The organism is Sphingomonas lacusdianchii, from assembly GCF_022664395.1.
Taxonomy (GTDB): domain Bacteria; phylum Pseudomonadota; class Alphaproteobacteria; order Sphingomonadales; family Sphingomonadaceae; genus Sphingomonas; species Sphingomonas lacusdianchii.
In genome coordinates this window covers 176734-196504 of the sequence record NZ_JAKRET010000005.1, presented here as the reverse complement: position 1 = coordinate 196504, position 19771 = coordinate 176734, and the positions used below count along the sequence as shown (strand labels likewise).

Annotated in this window: 22 protein-coding genes and 1 tRNA gene; 8 read left to right on the top strand and 15 right to left on the bottom strand. The window is 66.6% G+C overall.

Annotation, left to right across the window (positions count from 1 at the left end):
* Nucleotides 1-45: 45 nt before the first annotated feature.
* The 6 genes from MF607_RS09065 to MF607_RS09040 form a co-directional block, all read right to left on the bottom strand.
* The gene (locus MF607_RS09065) at nt 46-756 is read right to left on the bottom strand and encodes an HAD family hydrolase (RefSeq protein ID WP_242117710.1); all 711 of its coding nucleotides are present in this window, start codon (nt 754-756) and stop codon (nt 46-48) included.
* A 102-nt stretch (nt 757-858) separates the two neighbouring features.
* Nucleotides 859-2124 (bottom strand): ATP-dependent Clp protease ATP-binding subunit ClpX, encoded by a 1266-nt coding sequence (clpX, locus tag MF607_RS09060; RefSeq protein WP_242117707.1) that lies wholly within the window; start codon nt 2122-2124, stop codon nt 859-861.
* Nucleotides 2125-2252: 128 nt separating this feature from the next.
* Nucleotides 2253-2882 (bottom strand): ATP-dependent Clp protease proteolytic subunit, encoded by a 630-nt coding sequence (locus MF607_RS09055; protein WP_242117705.1) that lies wholly within the window; start codon nt 2880-2882, stop codon nt 2253-2255.
* A gap of 93 nt (nt 2883-2975) precedes the next feature.
* Nucleotides 2976-3902 (bottom strand): glycosyltransferase family 2 protein, encoded by a 927-nt coding sequence (locus MF607_RS09050; RefSeq protein WP_242117701.1) that lies wholly within the window; start codon nt 3900-3902, stop codon nt 2976-2978.
* A 110-nt stretch (nt 3903-4012) separates the two neighbouring features.
* On the bottom strand, nt 4013-5641 hold the full coding sequence (gene tig, locus MF607_RS09045) for a trigger factor (protein ID WP_242117699.1): 1629 nt from the start codon (nt 5639-5641) through the stop codon (nt 4013-4015).
* 66 nt (nt 5642-5707) lie between these two features.
* Nucleotides 5708-5792, bottom strand: a tRNA-Leu gene (locus MF607_RS09040).
* Between the two features lie 137 nt (nt 5793-5929).
* On the opposite strand from MF607_RS09040, the gene MF607_RS09035 reads away from it, so the two are divergent.
* Nucleotides 5930-6160: a hypothetical protein gene (locus MF607_RS09035; protein WP_242117696.1), complete on the top strand. Its 231-nt coding sequence runs from the start codon at nt 5930-5932 to the stop codon at nt 6158-6160.
* Between the two features lies 1 nt (nt 6161).
* Nucleotides 6162-6380 carry a hypothetical protein gene (locus tag MF607_RS09030; RefSeq protein ID WP_242117694.1) on the top strand — a complete coding sequence of 73 codons (219 nt, stop codon included), beginning with the start codon at nt 6162-6164 and terminating at the stop codon, nt 6378-6380.
* A 131-nt stretch (nt 6381-6511) separates the two neighbouring features.
* Here the strand turns inward: MF607_RS09030 and MF607_RS09025 are convergent, their stop codons facing one another.
* The 5 genes from MF607_RS09025 to gatC are packed head-to-tail and all read right to left on the bottom strand — an operon-like array spanning nt 6512 to nt 10562.
* Nucleotides 6512-7141: a peptidylprolyl isomerase gene (locus tag MF607_RS09025; RefSeq protein WP_242117693.1), complete on the bottom strand. Its 630-nt coding sequence runs from the start codon at nt 7139-7141 to the stop codon at nt 6512-6514.
* The gene (gatB, locus tag MF607_RS09020; RefSeq protein WP_242117691.1) at nt 7138-8622 is read right to left on the bottom strand and encodes an Asp-tRNA(Asn)/Glu-tRNA(Gln) amidotransferase subunit GatB; all 1485 of its coding nucleotides are present in this window, start codon (nt 8620-8622) and stop codon (nt 7138-7140) included. The genes MF607_RS09025 and gatB overlap by 4 nt, the downstream gene beginning before the upstream one ends.
* Nucleotides 8615-8797, bottom strand: coding sequence for a hypothetical protein (locus MF607_RS09015; protein ID WP_242117688.1), 183 nt, complete (start codon nt 8795-8797; stop codon nt 8615-8617). Before MF607_RS09015 ends, gatB begins: the two co-directional genes overlap by 8 nt.
* Nucleotides 8794-10275 (bottom strand): Asp-tRNA(Asn)/Glu-tRNA(Gln) amidotransferase subunit GatA, encoded by a 1482-nt coding sequence (gene gatA, locus MF607_RS09010; RefSeq protein WP_242117687.1) that lies wholly within the window; start codon nt 10273-10275, stop codon nt 8794-8796. The genes MF607_RS09015 and gatA overlap by 4 nt, the downstream gene beginning before the upstream one ends.
* The gene (gene gatC / locus MF607_RS09005) at nt 10275-10562 is read right to left on the bottom strand and encodes an Asp-tRNA(Asn)/Glu-tRNA(Gln) amidotransferase subunit GatC (protein WP_242117685.1); all 288 of its coding nucleotides are present in this window, start codon (nt 10560-10562) and stop codon (nt 10275-10277) included. The genes gatA and gatC overlap by 1 nt, the downstream gene beginning before the upstream one ends.
* Before the next feature lie 105 nt (nt 10563-10667).
* Here gatC and MF607_RS09000 point away from each other — a divergent pair, with 105 nt between their 5' ends.
* The 4 genes from MF607_RS09000 to MF607_RS08985 are packed head-to-tail and all read left to right on the top strand — an operon-like array spanning nt 10668 to nt 14473.
* Nucleotides 10668-11777: a DUF3089 domain-containing protein gene (locus MF607_RS09000; protein WP_242117682.1), complete on the top strand. Its 1110-nt coding sequence runs from the start codon at nt 10668-10670 to the stop codon at nt 11775-11777.
* A complete protein-coding gene (ruvX, locus tag MF607_RS08995) occupies nt 11774-12244 on the top strand; it encodes a Holliday junction resolvase RuvX (protein ID WP_242117679.1) in 471 nt (156 codons plus the stop codon). The genes MF607_RS09000 and ruvX overlap by 4 nt, the downstream gene beginning before the upstream one ends.
* 40 nt (nt 12245-12284) lie before the next feature.
* The gene (locus tag MF607_RS08990; protein WP_242117677.1) at nt 12285-13274 is read left to right on the top strand and encodes an aspartate carbamoyltransferase catalytic subunit; all 990 of its coding nucleotides are present in this window, start codon (nt 12285-12287) and stop codon (nt 13272-13274) included.
* The gene (locus MF607_RS08985; RefSeq protein ID WP_242117674.1) at nt 13271-14473 is read left to right on the top strand and encodes a dihydroorotase; all 1203 of its coding nucleotides are present in this window, start codon (nt 13271-13273) and stop codon (nt 14471-14473) included. The genes MF607_RS08990 and MF607_RS08985 overlap by 4 nt, the downstream gene beginning before the upstream one ends.
* A 43-nt stretch (nt 14474-14516) precedes the next feature.
* Here MF607_RS08985 and MF607_RS08980 read toward each other — a convergent pair whose 3' ends face one another.
* The 3 genes from MF607_RS08980 to MF607_RS08970 are packed head-to-tail and all read right to left on the bottom strand — an operon-like array spanning nt 14517 to nt 16845.
* Nucleotides 14517-15758 (bottom strand): SPOR domain-containing protein, encoded by a 1242-nt coding sequence (locus MF607_RS08980; protein ID WP_242117672.1) that lies wholly within the window; start codon nt 15756-15758, stop codon nt 14517-14519.
* Nucleotides 15755-16138, bottom strand: a complete 384-nt coding sequence (locus MF607_RS08975; protein WP_242117669.1) for a hypothetical protein — start codon at nt 16136-16138, stop codon at nt 15755-15757. The genes MF607_RS08980 and MF607_RS08975 overlap by 4 nt, the downstream gene beginning before the upstream one ends.
* Nucleotides 16139-16140: 2 nt before the next feature.
* Nucleotides 16141-16845 carry an AAA family ATPase gene (locus tag MF607_RS08970; protein WP_242117667.1) on the bottom strand — a complete coding sequence of 235 codons (705 nt, stop codon included), beginning with the start codon at nt 16843-16845 and terminating at the stop codon, nt 16141-16143.
* 153 nt (nt 16846-16998) lie between these two features.
* On the opposite strand from MF607_RS08970, the gene MF607_RS08965 reads away from it, so the two are divergent.
* Nucleotides 16999-17886 carry an SPOR domain-containing protein gene (locus tag MF607_RS08965; RefSeq protein ID WP_242117665.1) on the top strand — a complete coding sequence of 296 codons (888 nt, stop codon included), beginning with the start codon at nt 16999-17001 and terminating at the stop codon, nt 17884-17886.
* A 3-nt stretch (nt 17887-17889) separates the two neighbouring features.
* On the opposite strand, the gene serB is transcribed toward MF607_RS08965, so the two are convergent.
* Complete coding sequence (gene serB / locus MF607_RS08960) at nt 17890-18768, bottom strand: phosphoserine phosphatase SerB (protein WP_242117662.1); 879 nt, start codon at nt 18766-18768, stop codon at nt 17890-17892.
* Here serB and miaA point away from each other — a divergent pair.
* A complete protein-coding gene (gene miaA, locus MF607_RS08955; RefSeq protein ID WP_431311921.1) occupies nt 18767-19699 on the top strand; it encodes a tRNA (adenosine(37)-N6)-dimethylallyltransferase MiaA in 933 nt (310 codons plus the stop codon). The genes serB and miaA overlap by 2 nt on opposite strands.
* Nucleotides 19700-19771 lie beyond the last annotated feature (72 nt).

Here is a 19771-nt window from a genome sequence, read left to right as displayed (position 1 = left end):
GGTAAGGCAACACATGGTCGGACCGATGTTTCCCTGTCCGCCGGATTATCCGATGGACGAACGACCGATCGTATCGATCCAGTCCGGCAGCTCGGCCAGCGATCCCAATTGCCGGAAGCGGTCGTGATTGGCCGGCGGCGGCGCGGCCTCATGACCCCAAGCGAGCGGTTGCGGCACGAATGCCGCCCATGCACCCGCCGCGAGCGCCGGCAATATGTCCGAACGCATCGAATCGCCTGCCATCACCGCACGGTCGGCATCGACGCCGTAACGACCGAACAGGCGGGTAAACGTCTCGGTCGTCTTGTCGCTGACGATCTCGATGCCGGAAAAGCGATCGCCGAGCCCCGATGCCGCCAGCTTGGCTTCCTGATGCAGCAGGTCGCCCTTCGTCACCAGCACCAGTCGACCGCGCTCGGCCAGGGCATCGAGCGTCGCCTCGATCCCGTGCAGCAGTTCGACCGGATGCGCGAGCAACCGCCGCCCTGCGCTGAGCAGGTCGGCAATGACCCCGCCCGGCAGCCGCTCGCCGCCCAGTTCGAGCGCGGTTTCGATCATCGAAAGGGTGAACCCCTTGGCGCCATAGCCATAGAGTTTCAGGTTCCGCGCCTCGCACGCCTCAAGCGTCTCGATCGCCACATCGGCGGCTGCAAAGTGTTCGAGCATCGCGACGAAGGCGTCCTGTGCCTCTTCGAAATGGCGCATATTGTGCCACAGCGTGTCGTCAGCATCGAGGCAGATGAGTTCGATCGGCATGACGAAGCCGGTAGCCGACGAATCGGCCCTTCGAAAGCCCGCACAAACGAAATGGGCGCCGGTTGCCCGACGCCCATCTCTATCGATGGTTGGCGATGCAGCCTATGCCGCGTCGCCCGCCTTCTTCTTTTCGGCGTAGACGCGGACGGGTTCCTTGCGGCCCTCGATCACGTCCTTGTCGACCACGACCTCGTCGACACCGTCCATCGACGGCAGGTCGAACATCGTGTCGAGCAATATGCCTTCGAGGATCGACCGCAGCCCGCGTGCACCGGTCTTGCGCTCGATAGCCTTCTTCGAGACCGAGACCAGCGCCTCGTCGTTGAAGCCGAGCTTCACGCCCTCCATGTCGAACAGCTTCTGATACTGTTTGACCAGCGCGTTCTTCGGTTCGGTCAGAATCTTGATGAGCGCCGCCACGTCGAGATCCTCGAGCGTCGCGATCACCGGCAGACGACCGACGAACTCCGGGATCAGCCCGAATTTCAGCAGATCCTCCGGCTCGGTCTGGCGCAGCACCTCGCCGGTGCGGCGCTCTTCGGGTGCGGCGACATAGGCACCGAAGCCGATCGACTTGCCCTGCAGACGATCCGCGATGATCTTTTCGAGACCCGCGAACGCGCCGCCGCAGATGAACAGGATGTTCGTCGTATCGACCTGCAGGAATTCCTGCTGCGGATGCTTGCGGCCGCCCTGCGGCGGAACCGAGGCGGTGGTGCCTTCCATCAGCTTGAGCAGCGCCTGCTGCACGCCCTCGCCCGACACGTCGCGCGTGATCGACGGATTTTCGGCCTTCCGGCTGATCTTGTCGATTTCGTCGATATAGACGATGCCGCGCTGCGCCCGCTCGACATTATAGTCGGACGCCTGGAGCAGCTTCAGGATGATGTTCTCGACATCCTCACCAACATAGCCGGCTTCGGTCAGCGTCGTCGCATCGGCCATGGTGAACGGCACGTCGAGAATGCGTGCCAGCGTCTGCGCCAGCAACGTCTTGCCGCAACCGGTCGGCCCGACCAGCAGGATGTTCGACTTCGCCAGTTCGACGTCGGCACCCTTCTGACCATGATTCAACCGCTTATAGTGGTTGTGAACCGCGACCGACAGCACACGCTTCGCCTGCTTCTGCCCGATGACGTAATCGTCGAGCACATTGCAGATTTCCTGCGGCGTCGGGACCCCGCCATCCTTCTTGGCGACCAGTGCCGACTTCGTCTCCTCGCGGATGATGTCGTTGCACAGTTCGACGCATTCGTCGCAGATGAACACGGTCGGACCCGCGATCAGCTTACGCACCTCATGCTGCGATTTGCCGCAGAACGAGCAGTACAGGGTGCTCTTGGAGTCGCCGCCGCTGAGCTTCGTCATTCAATTCATCTCCCGCGTCGCCGTGACGCGTCTTTCCGCCTGTCAGGATACACACAGGCTTGTATCCGGCAATGCCTTAAAACTTTACCCGACCGCGCCGCCGGTTGAGGCGCGGCCGGCTTGGCCGCTTATGCCGCCGGGGTGGCTTCCTCGGGTGCGCCCGGACGCTTGTCGAACACCTGATCGACCAGCCCGAACGCCTTGGCTTCCTCCGCCTCGAGGAAGGTGTCGCGATCCATCGCCCGCTCGATCTCCTCCAGCGGCTTGCCGGTATACTTCACGTACAGCGCGTTCATCCGGTCCTTGATCCGCTGGATTTCCTTGGCCTGGATCTGGATGTCCGACGCCATGCCCTGCGCACCGCCCGAGGGCTGGTGGATCATGATGCGGGCATTGGTCAGCGCCACGCGCATGCCCGGCTCGCCCGCCGCCAGCAGGAAGCTGCCCATCGACGCCGCCTGGCCGATGCAGACCGTGCCGACGCGCGGACGGATATATTGCATCGTATCGTGAATCGCCATGCCGGCCGTCACCACCCCGCCCGGCGAGTTGATGTACATCCAGATGTCCTTCTTCGGATTTTCCGATTCGAGGAACAGCAGCTGGGCGGTGATGAGCGAGGCCATATGGTCCTCGACGCCGCCAGTCACGAACACGATCCGTTCGCGCAGCAGACGCGAATAGATGTCGAAGCTGCGCTCGCCGCGGCTCGACTGTTCGATGACGATGGGGACGAGGGCGTCGTGAATATCGTGCATTGGGTTCCCGCTGAGTAGATTTCGCCCCCTACATCGGCGCTCGCGAGAGGCGACGCAAGAGGCGACCCTGCCGCAGCGCACCCGGAAAGATGGTTAGTGGTCGCCGGGTGCCCGATGCGCGAGATAGGCGAGCCGTCGCACCTCGCGCCGCCCGCGCACCACCGTGTCGAGGATCAACCCCGAAAACAGGCAGAGCGACGCGAGAATGACAAGACCAGTGGCGAGGATCGCGGTCGGGAAACGCGGCACCAGCCCGGTCTGCGCATAGGTGACGGCAAGCGGCACCGCGAGGACCACCGCCAGCACGGCCAACGCCAGCCCGATCGCCCCGAAGAACCACAGGGGCCGTTCGATCCGGTACAGCGTGGCGATCGTCCGCGCGATCCGGAAGCCATCGCCATAGGTCGACAGCTTCGACGCCGATCCTTCCGGTCGCGCGAAATAGCGCGTCGCGACCTCGGCGACCGGCATGCGGAGTTCCAGCGCATGGACGCTGATCTCGGTCTCGATCTCGAACCCGGCCGAAAGGGAGGGAAAGCTCTTCACGAACCGGCGGGAGAATACCCGATACCCCGACAGGATATCGGTAAAACTCCGCCCGAACAGCCGTGCCAGCATGCCGGTCAGCATCGCGTTGCCGAACCGGTGCCCCCGTCGATAGGCCAGTTCCGCCTCGCTGACCCGTTGCCCGACGACCATATCAAGCTGCTCGTCGACCAGCCGCGCGACCAGTTGCGGCGCAGCCTCCGCATCATAGGTCGCGTCGCCATCGGCCATGACATAGATGTCGGCATCGACATCGGCGAACATGCGGCGCACGACCGCCCCCTTGCCCTGCAACCGCTCGGTCCGCACCACGGCGCCCGCGGCGCGCGCGACGTCGACCGTCCGGTCGGTGGAGTTGTTGTCATAGACATAGACGGTCGCCTGCGGCAGCGCGGCGCGGAAACCGGCCACGGTCGCGGCGATCGCGGCTTCTTCGTTGTAGCAGGGCAGCAGGACGGCGACGGTCATGGACATGGCGGGCCGTACAACATCCCCCGCCATCGAAAGCAAGCATCCCGACAGCAAAAGGCCGCCCGCTCCCGTTCAGGAAGCGGACGGCCTTCAAGCCGTTCGGTCGGGAAGGATCAGCCTTCGCTGGCTTCGGTCTCGACCTTCTTCTTGGCGCGCGGCTTCTTCGCCGGCGCCGGCGCGGCGTCGCCCTCGGCAACGTCGGCAGCCTCTTCGGCCGGCGCCGCTTCGGCCTTCTTTGCCGGTGCCTTGCGGGTCGCGGCCTTCTTCTTCGGCGCCTCGGCTTGAGCCGGAGCATCCGGCGAAGCCGGCTCGACGTCCTTCGCCGTCACCGGCTGGGCTTCGGCATGGTCATGATCGTGGTCATGGCCGTGATCGTGACCACAGCCCGGGCCATGCACATGCGGCACCGCGCCTTCCTCGCTCTCGATCTCGGCTTCGAGTTCCTCGCGCGTCACTTCGCGGTCGGTGATCTCCGCCTTGCCGAACAGGAAGTCGACGACCTTGTCCTCATAGAGCGGGGCGCGCAGCTGAGCGGCCGCCATCGGCTCCTGCTGGACATACTGCATGAAGCGCTGGCGATCCTGCGGGCCGTACTGCTGCGCAGCCTGCATGATCAGGCGCTGCATTTCCTGCTGGCTGACCTCGATGCCGTTGGCCTGGCCGATTTCCGACAGCAGCAGGCCGAGGCGAACGCGACGGACGGCGATCTGACGGTAATCCTCACGCTCGGCTTCCAGTTCGGCGCGCGCCGCTTCCGGATCGGCTTCATGGCCGGCTTCGTGCTGAAGCTGCGCCCAGATCTGGTCGAACTCGGCCTCGACCATCGACGGCGGCACTTCGAAATCATGGCCGGCGGCGAGCTGGTCGAGCAGCTTGCGCTTCATATGGGTGCGGGTCAGGCCGTTCAGTTCCTGCTCGATCTGCCCCTTGATGAGGCCGCGCAGCTGCTCGAGGCTTTCGAGACCCAGCGACTTGGCGAACTCATCGTCCGGTCCGCCCTCGGCCGGAACCTTCACGTCGGTGATCTTCAGGTCGAAGGTTGCGGCCTTGCCCTTCAGATTCTCGGCCTGATAATCTTCAGGGAAGGTGACTTCGATCGTCTTTTCGTCGCCCTTCTTGACGCCGACCAGCTGGTCTTCAAAGCCGGGGATCAGACGGCCCGAGCCGATCTCGATCGACATGCCTTCGCCCGTGCCGCCGTCAAAGGCAACGCCGTCGACCTTGCCGACGAAATCCATCACGACCAGATCGCCGGTCGCGGCTTCATGGCCATCCTCGGCGTCGTCATGCCGCTTGTTGTTGCTGGCAAGCTGCTCGAGCTGCTGATCGACGACCGATTCGTCGGCCGGAACGGTCAGGCGCTCCAGCTTCAGCCCGTCGATCGCCGGGGCCGGCACGTCGGGCAGCACTTCCAGCGACACGGTGACCGCAGCGTCCTGACCGGGGGCATAGGTGCCGTCCAGCGAGACCTGCGGCGCGGTGGCCGGGCGCAGCTTCTGTTCGGCGATCAGCGTCTGGATGCCGTCCTGGATCGAGCTGTTGAGCGCATCCTGCGACAGCGCTTCGCCATGCATCTTGCGGATCAGGTTCGCGGGCACCTTGCCGGGGCGGAAGCCGGGCATCTTCACGGTCGGCGCAACGCGCTTCACTTCGGCATCGACCTTCGCGTCCACCTCGGCCGCGGTGATGGTCAGCGTGTAGGCGCGCTTCAGGCCCTCGTTCAACGTCTCGACAGTCTGCATTCTCGAAGCTTTCGTCAAAGGAATCGATTCGGGGCGGCTCCAGCCTCGACCGGGCGGCGGCGTCACTGGTGCGGGCGAAGGGAGTCGAACCCCCACATCTTTCGATACTGGAACCTAAATCCAGCGCGTCTACCAGTTCCGCCACGCCCGCCGAGCGGACGCCGCCGGCACGGGCGCGTCTATAGCAGCCATGCACGCCGGGGCAAGTCGCCACGCTTCGCAGAGTTGCATGGCGACCGCAACCCGCATCCATCGGACGCGTTGGATAGAGCGAAGGAGAGCATTTTCATGCCCGTCGAACCACCGATCCCCGCCGAGACCCCCGCCCCCGATCCCGGCGTTGCGCCGACCGCGCCGCCGCCCGAACAGCCCGTTCCGCAAACCGAACCGGGCCAGCCGACTGCGCCGCCGCCCGAAATCGACGTGCCGGGCCCCGATATCGACGTGCCCAGCCCGATGCCCGGCGGTGATCCGGGGGTAACCCCGGTACCCGGCCAACCCGTGATGGAAGGAAACTGACATGAGCGATCGCGATCGCAGCAGCCACCCCGACAGCCCGCCGGAAGGCGAGACCGATCGCCGCAGCGATATCGAGAAGGCGGTCGACTCCGTCAACGGCGACATCGAGCGGGGCGGGACCGATCTTGGCGCGATCTCGCCGACCGAACCGACCGTCTCGCCGGATACGGCAGGTGGTTCCGGCGGCGTCGTCCGCAATCAGGAGGGGGACGGGCAGTAGGATCGCCACCAAAACCTTTTCAGCCAGGTCATTCCAGCGCACGCTGGAATCTCCCGGTCGGCTGGCCGCGTAGGAGCGGCGCGAGACCCCAGCCTTCGCTGGGGTGACGTCGCGACCGATGATACGCCCCTTTACCCGGTTACCCGCCGCGCAGTGAGGATCCGCACCGGCGCGGCGGGCATCTCGCCTTTGAATGCGCCGTTACTCGCCTTGGCCGGATCGACCGGCGTGTCGAGGATTTTCAGCAGTACATCGCGACCGTCGACGATACGGGCGAAGGCGGCATAGCCCTGCCCGTCCGCCGGCACGCCCGGCGCCGCATCCAGCGCACGTCGCTGGTCGCCGACCGAGATCGTGAACTCGCCGCGCGCGGTGCCGATGCCCAGTCGCGCGACCGACAGCGTGCCGTCGGTATGCGACAGCCCGGTCTGCGTCGTCGGTTCGTGCTTGATCGGGGGCAGCATCTTCTTGACATCGGTATGCGGGCCGAACTGGACAAAGCCGAATTCCGGCCCGACCTTCACGATGCGGTAGAAGCTGACGCCGTCGAGCCGCTTCTGGTCGATATAGCGCAGGAAATTGGCGGCGGTAATCGGCGCACGCTTCACCTCGACCTCGACAGTCAGCGTGCCGGCGGTGGTGACGATCGCGACGCGCGGCAGCGGCGGCTCGGCGGCCGGTTGCGGAGCGGGCGTCTGGGCCCATGCCGGCCCGACACAGGCAAATGCCACCAGCAGCGCGCGTCGCGTCGTCTTCATCATCCCAGCGCCTTCTTCAGCAGGTCGTTGACTACGCCGGGATTGGCCTTGCCACCCATCGCCTTCATCGTCTGACCGACGAAGAAGCCGAACAGCTTGTCCTTGCCACCACGATAGTCGGCCACCTTGTCGGCGTTCTTTTCCATGACCTCGGCGATCACCGCCTCGATCGCGCCGGTGTCGCTGGTCTGCTTGAGCCCACGCTCCTCGACAATGGCATTCGCGCCCTGCCCGGTTTCGAGCATGATCTCGAAGACCTGCTTCGACAGCGTGCCCGACAGCGTGCCATCGGCGACCAGCTTGAGCAGTTCCGCGCCCTGTGCCGGCGACACCGGGCTGTCACCGATCGTCTTGCCCAGACGATTCAGTGCGCCATACAGGTCGGAAATCAACCAGTTGGCGGCCGACTTTGCCGGCACGTCCGAACCGCATTCTGCCAGCAGCGCTTCGAACCAGCGCGCCGTTTCGACCTCGGCGGTCAGCACCGCCGCATTATATGCCGACAGGCCGAGTTCGCCTTCATAGCGCTTGCGCTTGGCGTCGGGCAGCTCAGGCAGCGACGCGCGGCATTCCTCGAGGAAAGCATCGTCCAGTTCGAGCGGCAACAGGTCGGGATCGGGAAAGTAGCGATAATCGTGCGCGTCTTCCTTTGACCGCATCGACCGCGTCACGCCCTTGTCCGGATCGAACAAACGGGTTTCCTGCACGATGCGACCGCCATCCTCGATCACCGCGACCTGCCGGTTCGCCTCATATTCGATCGCCGCCATGACGAAGCGCACCGAATTGACGTTCTTCGTCTCGGTCCGGGTACCGAATTCCTCGCCCGGACGGCGCACCGATACGTTGACGTCGGCGCGCATCGACCCCTGGTCCATATTGCCGTCGCAAGACCCGACATAACGGAGAATCGTTCGGAGCTTCGACAGATAAGCCCCTGCTTCGGCGGGAGAACGCATGTCGGGACGGCTGACGATTTCCATCAGCGCGACGCCCGAACGGTTGAGATCGACATAGGAACGCGTCGGATGCTGGTCGTGCATCAGCTTGCCGGCATCCTGCTCGACATGGATGCGCTCGACCCCGATCGCCTTGGGCACGCTGTTCGGGTCCTTCTCGTCCAGCACGATCTCGACCACGCCCTCGCCGACCAGCGGGTGGTAGAGCTGGCTGATCTGATAACCCTGCGGCAGATCGGCGTAGAAATAATTCTTGCGGTCGAAGCGCGACCATTTGTTGATGACCGCATCGATCGCCATGCCGGTCCGCACCGCCTGCCGGATGCATTCGCGGTTCGGGGTCGGCAACATGCCCGGCATTGCCGCGTCGACCAGCGACACCTGCGTGTTCGGCTCGGCGCCGAACGCGGTCGCCGCGCCGGAAAACAGCTTGGCGTTCGACGTGACCTGCGCATGGACTTCAAGGCCGATCACGACCTCCCAGTCGCCGGTCGCGCCACGGATGCGGTAGGTGGACTCAGTCATTCTCGTTCAATCCACGTTCTGGGCGCCGGAACAGTCGATGCCGTTCGCGCCGTTCCGTCTTTTCCTGCCGTTCGATCACTCTACGGCGTGCAGGACGATCATCGTTGCGCTTGCTCGACCAGTCGAGGGCGCCGGCAAGATCGCCGAGCGCCTCCAACCAGTCGAACAGGTTCACCACCATTTTTCCGCACGCGCGACGAACCCGGCCCGCTGTTCGAGCGCCAGCCCGGCGTTGAGCACGCCCTGCTCGTCGAGCGGCTTGCCGATCACTTGCAACCCCAGCGGCAGGCCATCCTTGTCGACCCCGCCCGGCACGCTCATCGCGGGCAGGCCGGCGAGCGACGACGGCACGGTGAAGACGTCGTTCAGATACATCGCAATCGGGTCGGCACTCTTCTCGCCCAAGACGAATGCGGCGGACGGCGCGGTCGGGGTGAGCAGCACGTCGCACTGCTCGAATGCCTGCTCGAAATCGCGGGCGATCAGCGTCCGCACCTTCTGCGCCTGCGTATAATAGGCGTCGTAGAAGCCGGCGGAGAGCACATAGGTGCCGATCATGATCCGGCGCTTCACCTCGTCACCGAAGCCGGCGGCGCGGGTCGCGGCATACATGTCCTGTAGCCCCGCCCCATCGGGCAGCACCCGCTGGCCATAGCGCACGCCGTCATAGCGGGCGAGGTTCGACGACGCCTCGGCCGGCGCGATGATGTAATAGGCCGGCAGCGCATATTTGGTGTGCGGCAGCGAGACCTCGACGATCTCCGCCCCCGCATCCTTCAGCCAGTCGATGCCCTGTTGCCACAGCGCCTCGATCTCGGCCGGCATGCCGTCGACGCGATATTCCTTGGGGATACCGACGCGCTTGCCGCGCAGGTCGGCGTTCAGCCCCGCTTCCCAAGCCGGAACCGGCAGATCGAGCGAGGTCGCATCCTTCGGATCGAAGCCGGCCATAGCCTCCAGCATGATCGCGCAGTCGCGCACGTCGTGCGCCATCGGCCCCGCCTGATCGAGCGAGGAGGCGAAGGCGACGACGCCGTAGCGCGAGCAGCGGCCATAGGTCGGTTTGATGCCGGTAATGCCGACGAACGCGGCGGGCTGACGGATCGACCCGCCGGTATCGGTGCCGGTCGCCGCCGGGCACAGCCGCGCCGCGATCGCCGCCGACGACCCGCCCGACGATCCGCCCGGCGCGAGCGGCGCGGTATCGCCCGGCCGCCGCCATGGCGAGATGACATTGCCGAACGCGCTGGTCTCGTTGGACGACCCCATGGCGAACTGGTCGAGGTTCAGCTTGCCGAGCATGCCCGCACCGGCATTCCACAGATTACCGGAAACCGTCGATTCATATTGCGGAACGAACCCCTTCAGAATGCCGCTCGCCGCCGTCGTCTCGACGCCCCGCGTGCAGAACAGGTCCTTCATGCCGATCGGCACGCCGGCCAGCGGCTTGAGCGTTTCACCCGCCGCGCGCGCATCGTCGGCCACCTTCGCGGCGGCCAGCGCATGGTCGGGGGTTTCGACGAGGAACGCGTTGAGCGGCTTCGCAGCGGCGACCGCGTCGATGAACGCATCGGCGACGTCGCGGGCGGAGAATTCGCCGCCGCGCACGCCGTCGCGGATCGCAGCGACGCCAAGGTCGGTCAGGTTCGACACTATTCGATCACTTTCGGAACGGTGAAAAAGCCATGCTCGCCCTGCGGCGCGTTGGCGAGCACCTTGTCGCGCACATCGCCATCGGTGACGACATCGTCGCGCAGGCGCAGATGATTGGGGATGACGGCGGTCATCGGCTCGACGCCGCTGGTATCGACCTCGCCCAGTTGCTCGATGAAGCCGAGGATGTTGCCGAGTTCGGGTGCGAGCTTTTCGGCTTCGGCATCGGTGATCGCGATACGGGCAAGGCCGGCCACGCGTTTGACGGTTGCAGGTTCGACGGACATGGCACGGCGGCTAGCATCCCGCCGCGCCCCCCACAAGCACCGCAAAGCGGTTGCACGGGAACGCCGCTTCCCGCACCTAGGGCGCAATCACCAGCGGAGATCGGTTTGGCGCGCAAGTTCCTGTATGTCGTGGCGGCGCTGATCGTCCTCGCGATCGCGGCGCTGTTCGCGTTTCGCCTGTTCGGCAACGACCTGTTGCGCCGCGCGATGGTGCCGAGCGTCGCCTTTCGCGCCGAACCGGCGATGCCCGCCAACGCCTATGCCGACCGCGCGATGTGGTTCGCGCGGCCGGGACTGACCAACACACCGATCGACTGGCTGCCGCAGGGCCTCACGAGGACCGCACCCGGCAATGCCGAAATCTTCTTCCTCCATCCGACTTCGTTCGTCGGCACCGATCGGTGGAACGCCGCGCTGAACGACAGCGAGACCAACGCCCGCGCCCAGGTGTTCCTGCGCGGACAGGCCAGCGCGTTCAGCGCCGCCGGCCGGGTCTGGGCACCGCGCTATCGCCAGGCGACGTTCGGCGCGTTCCTGACCAGCGATGCGGCCGCCACCCAGGCGCTCGACCTCGCCTATCGCGACGTGGCGGCCGCCTTCGACAGCTTCGTCGCCGAAGCCGACCCCAAACGGCCGATCATCCTCGCCGGGCATAGCCAGGGTGCACTGCACCTGACGCGCTTGCTGCGCGAGAAAGTCGCCGGCACCCCCCTCACCCGCCGGATCGTCGCCGCCTATGTCGTCGGCTGGCCGGTATCGAAGGCGACCGATCTCACGGCACTCGGCTTGGCCGAATGCGCCACTGCCGATCAGGCCGGTTGCATCCTGTCATGGCAAAGCTTCGCCGAACCCGCCGACCCGGCGCTGATCGTCGAGCAATATGACGCCTCGACCGGCTTCGACGGCCGCCCGCGCAAGGGCACGCCGATGGTCTGCACCAATCCGCTGACCGGCACCGCCAATGCCGCTGCGCCCGCCAGCGCCAATCGCGGCACGCTGATCCCCGACAAGGCGCTGGAGGATGCGACTATGGCGCCCGGCCTCGTCCCCGCCCGGTGCGACGAACGCGGCTTCCTGCTGATCGGCGACAATCCGCCCGATCTCGGCCCCTATGTGCTGCCGGGCAATAACTGGCACGTCTATGATTACAGCCTGTTCTGGGCGAATGTCCGCCTCGACGCGCTGCGCCGGCTGGCGGCGTGGGAGAAACGATGATTACCGAAGACCGCGCCGTCTTTCGCGACGCGCTGCCCGATGGCGGACGACTGATCGGGCTGGACGTCGGCACCAAGACGATCGGCACGGCATTGTGCGACGCCGGGTGGAGTTTCGCCAGCCCGGCCGTTCTGGTCAACCGCACCAAGTTCACGGCGGACAAGGCGCAGCTGAACACGCTAATCCGGCAGCAATCGGTACGCGGCATCGTCATCGGCCTGCCGCTCAACATGGACGGCAGCGATTCGCCCCGCACGCAATCGGTCCGCGCCTTCGCCCGCAATCTCGACGACACGGGCCTGCCGATCTTCCTGTGGGACGAACGCTGGTCGACGGTCGCGGTCGAGCGGCAGATGATCGCCGAGGATCTGAGCCGCGCCAAACGCGCCGAGCGCGTCGACAAGCTCGCCGCCGCCTATATCCTGCAAGGCGCGATCGATGCGCTGGTCAACGTTCCGCTCGCCTGACCTTGCGCGCGCGCGCCCTCCGGCTTAACCGGTCGCCTCGATGCCTAGCTCAGACCACCGCCCCGCCGCCATGATCGATGGGGGCGCCGTTTTCCCGCATCGCCACCTGACCGGGATAGAGGGGTTGCAGCCCCATGAAATCCTGTTCCTGCTCGACGAAGCCGAACAATGGATCGACGCCAATCGCAGCCGCGCGCCCGGCGACCACCGGCTGGACGGCGTGACGCAAATCAACGCCTTTTTCGAGAACAGCACCCGCACGCTGCTGTCGTTCGAAATCGCCGGCAAGCGGCTGGGCGCAGATGTCGTCAACATGCATGCCGGCCAGTCGAGCGTGAAGAAGGGCGAGACGCTGATCGACACCGCCGTCACGCTCAATGCGATGCGCGCCGACGTCATCGTCATCCGCCACAGTTCGTCGGGCGCGGTGCAGTTGATCGCCGACAAGGTCGACTGCCCGGTGCTGAACGCCGGCGATGGCTGGCACGAGCACCCGACCCAAGCGCTGCTCGACGCGCTCACCATCCGCCGACGGCTGGGCGAGATCGCCCACAAGCGGGTCGTGATCTGCGGCGACATCCTGCACAGCCGGGTCGCGCGGTCGAACATTCTGGCGCTCACGACGTTGGCCGCCGAAGTCCGCGTCGTCGCGCCGACGACGCTGATGCCGCAGGCGATCGAATCGATGGGCGTCACCCCCTTCACCGATTTCGATGCCGCGTTGGAAGGCGCCGATGTCGTGATGATGCTGCGGTTGCAGAATGAGCGGATGAATGGCGGCTTCATCCCGTCGACCCGCGAATATCATTTGCGCTACGGCCTGACCCGCGAACGGCTGACGCGCGCCGAACCGCATGCGATCGTCATGCATCCCGGTCCGATGAACCGCGGGATCGAGATCACCAGCGACGTTGCCGACGATCCCGAACGGTCGACGATCACCGAACAGGTCGAAATGGGCGTCGCGGTGCGCATGGCATGCCTCGACGTGCTGACCCGGCGCAGTCGCGGCGTGGAGGGCTGGGCATGAACATGATCTTCACCGGCGGCACGTTGGTCTGCCCCGACCACGGCGTTCGCAAGGGCGACCTGTCAGTCACCGGCGACCTGATCACGCAGGACGCGCCGGATGCCGAACGCATCGACATTGCAGGCAAGCTGCTGGCGCCCGCGATCGTCGATCTCGGCGTATTCGGCATTGATGCGGCGGCATGTCGGGCCGGCGGGATCGTCCGCGTTGGGCTGATGCCCGATCAGGCACCCGTGCTCGACGATCCGGGCATCGTCGCGCGCGCGGCGCATATGGGCAAGCCCGACATCTGGATTCATCCGCTGTCGGCCGCGACTCAGGGGCTGCGCGGCACCGACCTCGCCGAAATGGCGATCAATGCCGAAGCCGGCGCGGTGGCGGTCGCGACCGGGCGACGCTGGATCGCCGACAGCGGGGTCATGCGCAAGGTGCTGGCCTATGCGCGCGACTGCAACCTCGTGGTGGTGGCGCATGCCGAGGATGGCGGGTTGGCGGGCGATGCGGTGGCGACATCGGGCGAGACCGCGACCCGGCTTGGCCTGCCCGCGGCGCCGGCCATGGCGGAGGCGCTCGCGATCGCCCGCGACGTGATGCTGGCCGAGGATACCGGCGCACGGCTGCATTTCCGGCAGGTCACGACCGCTGCCGGATTCGACCTCATCCGGGCGGCGAAGCGGCGGGGGGTCCGCGTGACATGCGGCATCACCCCCGCGCATCTCTATTTTTCCGACATCGCGATGAGCGATTTCCGCACCTTCGCCCATCTCTCCCCGCCGCTGCGCGACGAAGGCGATCGGCGGGCGGCACGCGCCGCGCTGGCGGACGGGACGATCGACGTGCTGTGTTCGGGCCATGATCCGCGCGGACCCGAGGCAAAGCGCCTGCCCTTCGCCGATTCGGAGCCGGGCATGGCGGGGGCGGAGACGCTGCTGGCGTTGGGACTGGGGCTGGTCCGCGACGGGCTGATCGGGCTCGATCGCCTGTTCGCGCTATTGGCGCGCAATCCTGCGAAGCTGCTCGGGCTCGATTCGGGCACGCTGACGATTGGAGCGCCGGCCGACCTGATCGTCGTCGATCAGGATTTGCCGTGGCAGGTTCGCGCCGATGCGCTGGCGGGCAAGGCGGCAAACACCCCGTTCGACGGGCTGCCGGTGCAGGGCCGCGCAGTGCGGGTGATAAAGGGCGGCGCGTTCCTGTAACGGAACGCGCCGCCTCCTCCTGGGAGAGGCTCGGGAAACTGGTTTAGCGCGATGCGAGCCGTTCGGGACCGGCCCAGCTCGCAATTTGTTCGCCGGCATGGGTGCGAACGAAGCAACGGTCGCCCTTCGCCCGGACGCTGCTGCACAGCGACGCCGCATCGGCCCGCGCGAGCCCGCCGACCGACAGCCGATAGAAGCTGGCGCCACGGACGCTTGCCTGCATACCCTGCGGCGACATTTCGGCAAGCCGGGGTACGTTTCGGCTCAGACGCCGCCATGCCGTACGGGCAACCGCCGCATTGTCGAACGCGCCGAGCTGCACATAATAGTCACCCGCGCTGCGTGGGGCGGCGGCCATACGAACCGGCGCAACGGAACGCCCGCCCGCCCCGCGATAGTCGCGCGGCAGCGCTTGGACGATCTCCTGCCGCGGGGCGAAGGTGATCGCCGGCCGCACGATCGCCGCCAGTTGCGTCGGGGCTGCGTCAGGCGCCGGCGGCACAACGACCGGCTCGGCTGCCGCCCGCGCGACCGCCACCGGCGCTGCGTCGCCCGGCGCCGCCAAGGCGAGTTGCACCGGCTGCCCGCGATCGACCACCGGCGTCACGCCCAGCAACGCCGCCACCTGCTGCGCCGCCGATTGCGGCCGCGCGAAGCCGGCCCATTCGACCAGCCGCGCATCGACCTGTTCGGGCGACATATCGACCGACGCGATCGTCCGCGCCTCGACCCAGCGTCCGTCGAGCGCCAGTGCCAGCGCCAGATTCTGCCGCATCGTCGCGGTCGCCGCCGGATCGCGCGCCGCATTGCCGAGCAACGCGATGCCTCCCGCCGGATCGCCGGCAAGTGCCAGCGCCAACCCGCGATCTGCATCGGTGATCCTCGCAGCATGGGCGCTCAGCGTTTCACGCGCCGCCACCCATTCGCCGGTCGCCGTCTGCGCCAGCGCCAGGTTCAGCGCCGCGCGACCATCGGCGGGGTTCAGCGCCAGCACGTCGCTGAACGCCTGCGCCGCCGAGGCGAAGCGACCGGCCTGCAGATAGGCCCTGCCCAACAGGGTGCGATATCCCGCATCGCGCGGCATCAGCGCGACCGCCTGTTCGGCAAAGGTAACCGCTTCGTCACCGCGCCGCTTGGCCAGCGCTTTCGCCGCCTTGCCGGCCAGCTTCTGCGCCATGCCCTGCTCGGACGACGCCACCGCCATGGTGCCGCTGGCAACGAGCGCCAGCGAACCGCCAAGCATGGTTGCCGCGAGGCCGATCGATACGAACAAATGGGTCTTCATTGCGCACCCTTTGCGGCCCCATCGGGGGCAAGGCGCTGAACGAGCGCCGCGATGTCGGACGTCGACGGGAGGGACCGGTCGAGTGTTTCGAGAATGAACGCTTCGGGCGAAAGATTGCGCACCGTCGCCGCCAGCCGCAGCCGCAACAGCCGATCGGCGTCGAGCCGCAGCGTGATGGCGTCACCGGTTGCCGTCTGCAGTTTCGCACGCTCGTGCAACACTGCCGGAACCGGCATCGTCTCGCCAAGGTCGTTCCAGCCGAGATCGTCGCCGGGATCGGTCGCGTCGCCGGTCCCATGCGGTCGCATCGCCGGGCGCGCTTCGCCCTTGCGTGCCAGCAGGCCCGGATTGATCTGCGCCGGATTGCGCGGTGCCCCCATGACTAGCCCCGTACGCGCCGGCCGAAACCGCCCGTCGCCCGTGGTCCGCCCGGCAGGGTCGGCACCGCGAACACGGTACGGCGGAAATTCTTTTCCAGCCGGTCCTGGATATAGGACCACAACGCCTCGATCTCCGCGCTCGATTTCGACATCGGGTCGATCTCCATGACCGTGCGGCCGTCGACCATCGACGATGCGAAATCAACGCGATGATGGATCGTCACCGGCGCGACGGTGCCGTGCTGCGACAGCGCCATTGTTGCCTCACTCGTGATTTTCGCCCTCGGCGTCGCAGCATTGACCACGAATACCAGCGGTTTGCCGGCACGGTCGCACAGGTCGACCGTCGCCCCGACTGCCCGCAGGTCGTGCGGGCTGGGCCGGGTCGGCACCACGATCAGTTCGGCGACGGCGATCACGCTCTGGATCGCCATGGTGATGGCCGGCGGCGTGTCGATCACCGCCAGTTTGAAGCCGTGCCCGCGCAGCGTCTCCAGATCGGCGGCCAGTCGTGCGACCAGCGTGTGCGCAAAGGCGGGTTCGTCGGAGACGCGTGCATTCCACCAGTCGGCCAGCGATCCCTGCGGATCGATATCGACCATCACGACCGGCCCGGCGCCCGCCCGCTCCGCCTGCACGGCGAGATGGCCGGACAAGGTCGTCTTGCCCGATCCGCCCTTTTGCGATGCCACCGCCAGAACGCGCATGCCGCCAACGTCTCCCTTCTCTTGGCGCCGGGAGTCGCATGGTCGTCGCTAAAATGCGGTTAACGTCCGGTACGGGGACGGCGGATCGCGAAAGCCGTTCCGCAGACCGCCAAGCGCTGGTAATGGATCGGCATGATCGCAAAGGGAATTCGGATGCGCGCTGCGACGGGGCTGGCGATGGTGGTGGCGATGCTGGCGGCACCGGCGCTGGCCGATGTGAAGGCCGGGGTCGAGGCGTGGTCGCGCGGCGACTGGGTGACGGCGGTGCGCGAATGGCGCGAGCCGGCGGTCGCGGGCGACGCCGATGCGCAGTTCAATCTGGGGCAGGCGTACAAGCTTGGCCGCGGCGTGCCGATGAGCCTGACCGAAGCCGAAACATGGTATACCCGCGCCGCCCAGCAGGGCCATCGCCAGGCCGAGGACAATTACGGCCTGATCCTGTTCCAGAACGGCAAGCGCGCCGAAGCCGTGCGATGGTTGGAGAAATCCGCCGCGCGGGGAGAGGCGCGTAGCCAGTTCGTGCTCGGCACTATGTTGTTTAACGGCGATGCCGTCCCGAAGGACTGGCGACGCGCCTATGCGCTGATGACGCGCGCGTCGTCGGCCGGATTGCCGCAGGCGTCGGCGACGCTGGCACAGATGGACCGCTACGTCCCGTTGCCCGACCGGCAGGCGGCACTGATGATGGCGCGCGATCTGGAACGCGGTGCGGGACGGCCCACCCTCCCCGTCGCGACCGTGCCACCGGCGCAGGTCAAGCCGTCCGGGCCACCCCCGAAGCCTGCCCCCGCCCCCAAGCCCATCACGAAGCCGCAGGTCGCCAATGGCGATTGGCGCGTACAGCTCGGCGCGTTCCGTGATGCGGGCAATGCGCGGCGGCTATGGGCCGAGGTCGCGAGCAAGTTCGCCGGCCGTCAGCCCTTTTACGACGATGCCGGCGGGGTCACCCGGTTGCAGGTCGGCCCGTTCGCCAGCAGTGCCGAGGCGAGCCGCGCCTGTGCCGCGATCCGCCCGACAACCTGCGTGCCGGTCAAACGCTGATCTTCAGTCCGCCGCCCAGGCGGCGGACGCGATCCCCTGTATATAAAGCAGCGCGGTCAGGTCGTTATGGTCGATCCGCACGCCTGCTTCGGCGGCGACGATCGGCTTGGCGTGATAGGCGACGCCCAGCCCCGCGCGACGGATCATCGGCAGGTCATTGGCACCATCGCCCACTGCCAGCGTTGCCGCCGGATCGATCCCCAGTTCGTCGATCGCTTCGAGGAGCGTGACCTCCTTGGTCGTCGCATCGACGATCGGTTTGCGAACCTTTCCGGTCAGCTTGCCGTCCTCGATCAGTAGGCGGTTGGCGATCATCCGGTGAATGCCGAGGTCGGTCCCGACCGGCTCGGCGAAGCGGGTGAAGCCGCCCGACACTAGGATCGTCATCGCCCCCCGCGCGCGCATCGTCCGGATCAGCGTCTTCGCCCCCGGCATCAGCTTGACCCGCTCTTCAAGGCAGCGCTGGATCGCGCTTTCTTCCAGCCCCTCCAGCAGCGCCACCCGCGCGTCGAGTGCCGACGCGAAATCGAGTTCGCCCCGCATCGCCCGCTCGGTCACTTCGGCGATCTGCGCCTTGATACCGGCATAGTCGGCAAGTTCGTCGATGCATTCGACGGTGATCATCGTCGAATCCATGTCGGCGACCAGCAGCTTCTTTTCGCGGTCGGTGGCGGGCTGGATGGCAATGTCCGTGCGAAGGAAACGCCCCCCCAACACGCCCCATGCCCAGCCGATGTCGTCGGCGAAATGGATATCTGCAGCACGGCCCTCGTCGATCCAGTTCCAGCCGGTAACGCCGCAAAGCTCGCCCATCTCGCTGACCGCTTCGGAAATATCGCCCGCGGCGATCGATTCGGCTGCTATCAGCGTGGCGATGAACATGGCGAATTCTCCTGACCGTCCGAGGGTCGCGCTCATCGCAGGCCCGACCGCCAGCGGCAAGTCCGCGCTCGCGATCGAAATTGCCCGCGCGCATGACGGCGTCGTCATCAATGCCGACAGCGCGCAGGTCTATCGCGACCTGCGCATCCTCTCCGCTCGGCCGTCCCCACAGGAGGAAGCACAGGCGCCGCACCGGCTGTTCGGCCATGTCGACGGCGCGGACAGTTATTCGGCGCCAGCATGGGCGAAGGACGCCATCCGCGAGATCGACGCTGCCCATGCCGCTGGCAAGCTGCCGGTACTGGTCGGCGGCACCGGCCTGTATCTACGCACGCTGATCGACGGCATCGCGCCCGTCCCGGAGATCGATCCCGCCATTCGCGAAACGGTCCGGGCGCTGCCGGTCGCGGACGCGGCCGAAGCGCTGAAATCCGCCGACCCGGAAGCTGCCGCGCGGCTGAACCCGGCCGACACCACCCGTATCGCCCGCGCCCTCGAAGTGGTGCGGTCGACCGGCCGGACGCTTGCCGACTGGCAGCGCGACCGGACCGGCGGCATCGGTGATCGCATCGCCATTTCGCCGATCATTCTCCTGCCCGAGCGCGACTGGCTGACGGAACGCTGCGACCGTCGCTTGGCGGCGATGTTCGATGGCGGCGCGGTCGAGGAAGTGGCGGCGCTACTGGCGCGCGACGATGTCGCGCCACAGGCCTCGGTCCGTCGCGCGATCGGGGTAATCGAGATCGAACGCTGGCAAAACGGCGAATGGACCCGCGACGAAGCGCTACGCGAAGCCCGTTTCGCAACGCGGCAATATGCCAAACGGCAATATACCTGGTTCCGCAACCAGCCGCCGGCCGAATGGCTTCGCACCAGCGAAACCGAAACATGCGCACTAGCTGCAAAATTCGACACTTTATTACGCGTATGATGGTTGACACGTACATTTATGGCGACTAGCGACGCCGTTCCAACGGTGCTATCGCGCCTGCGAAATTGTTTG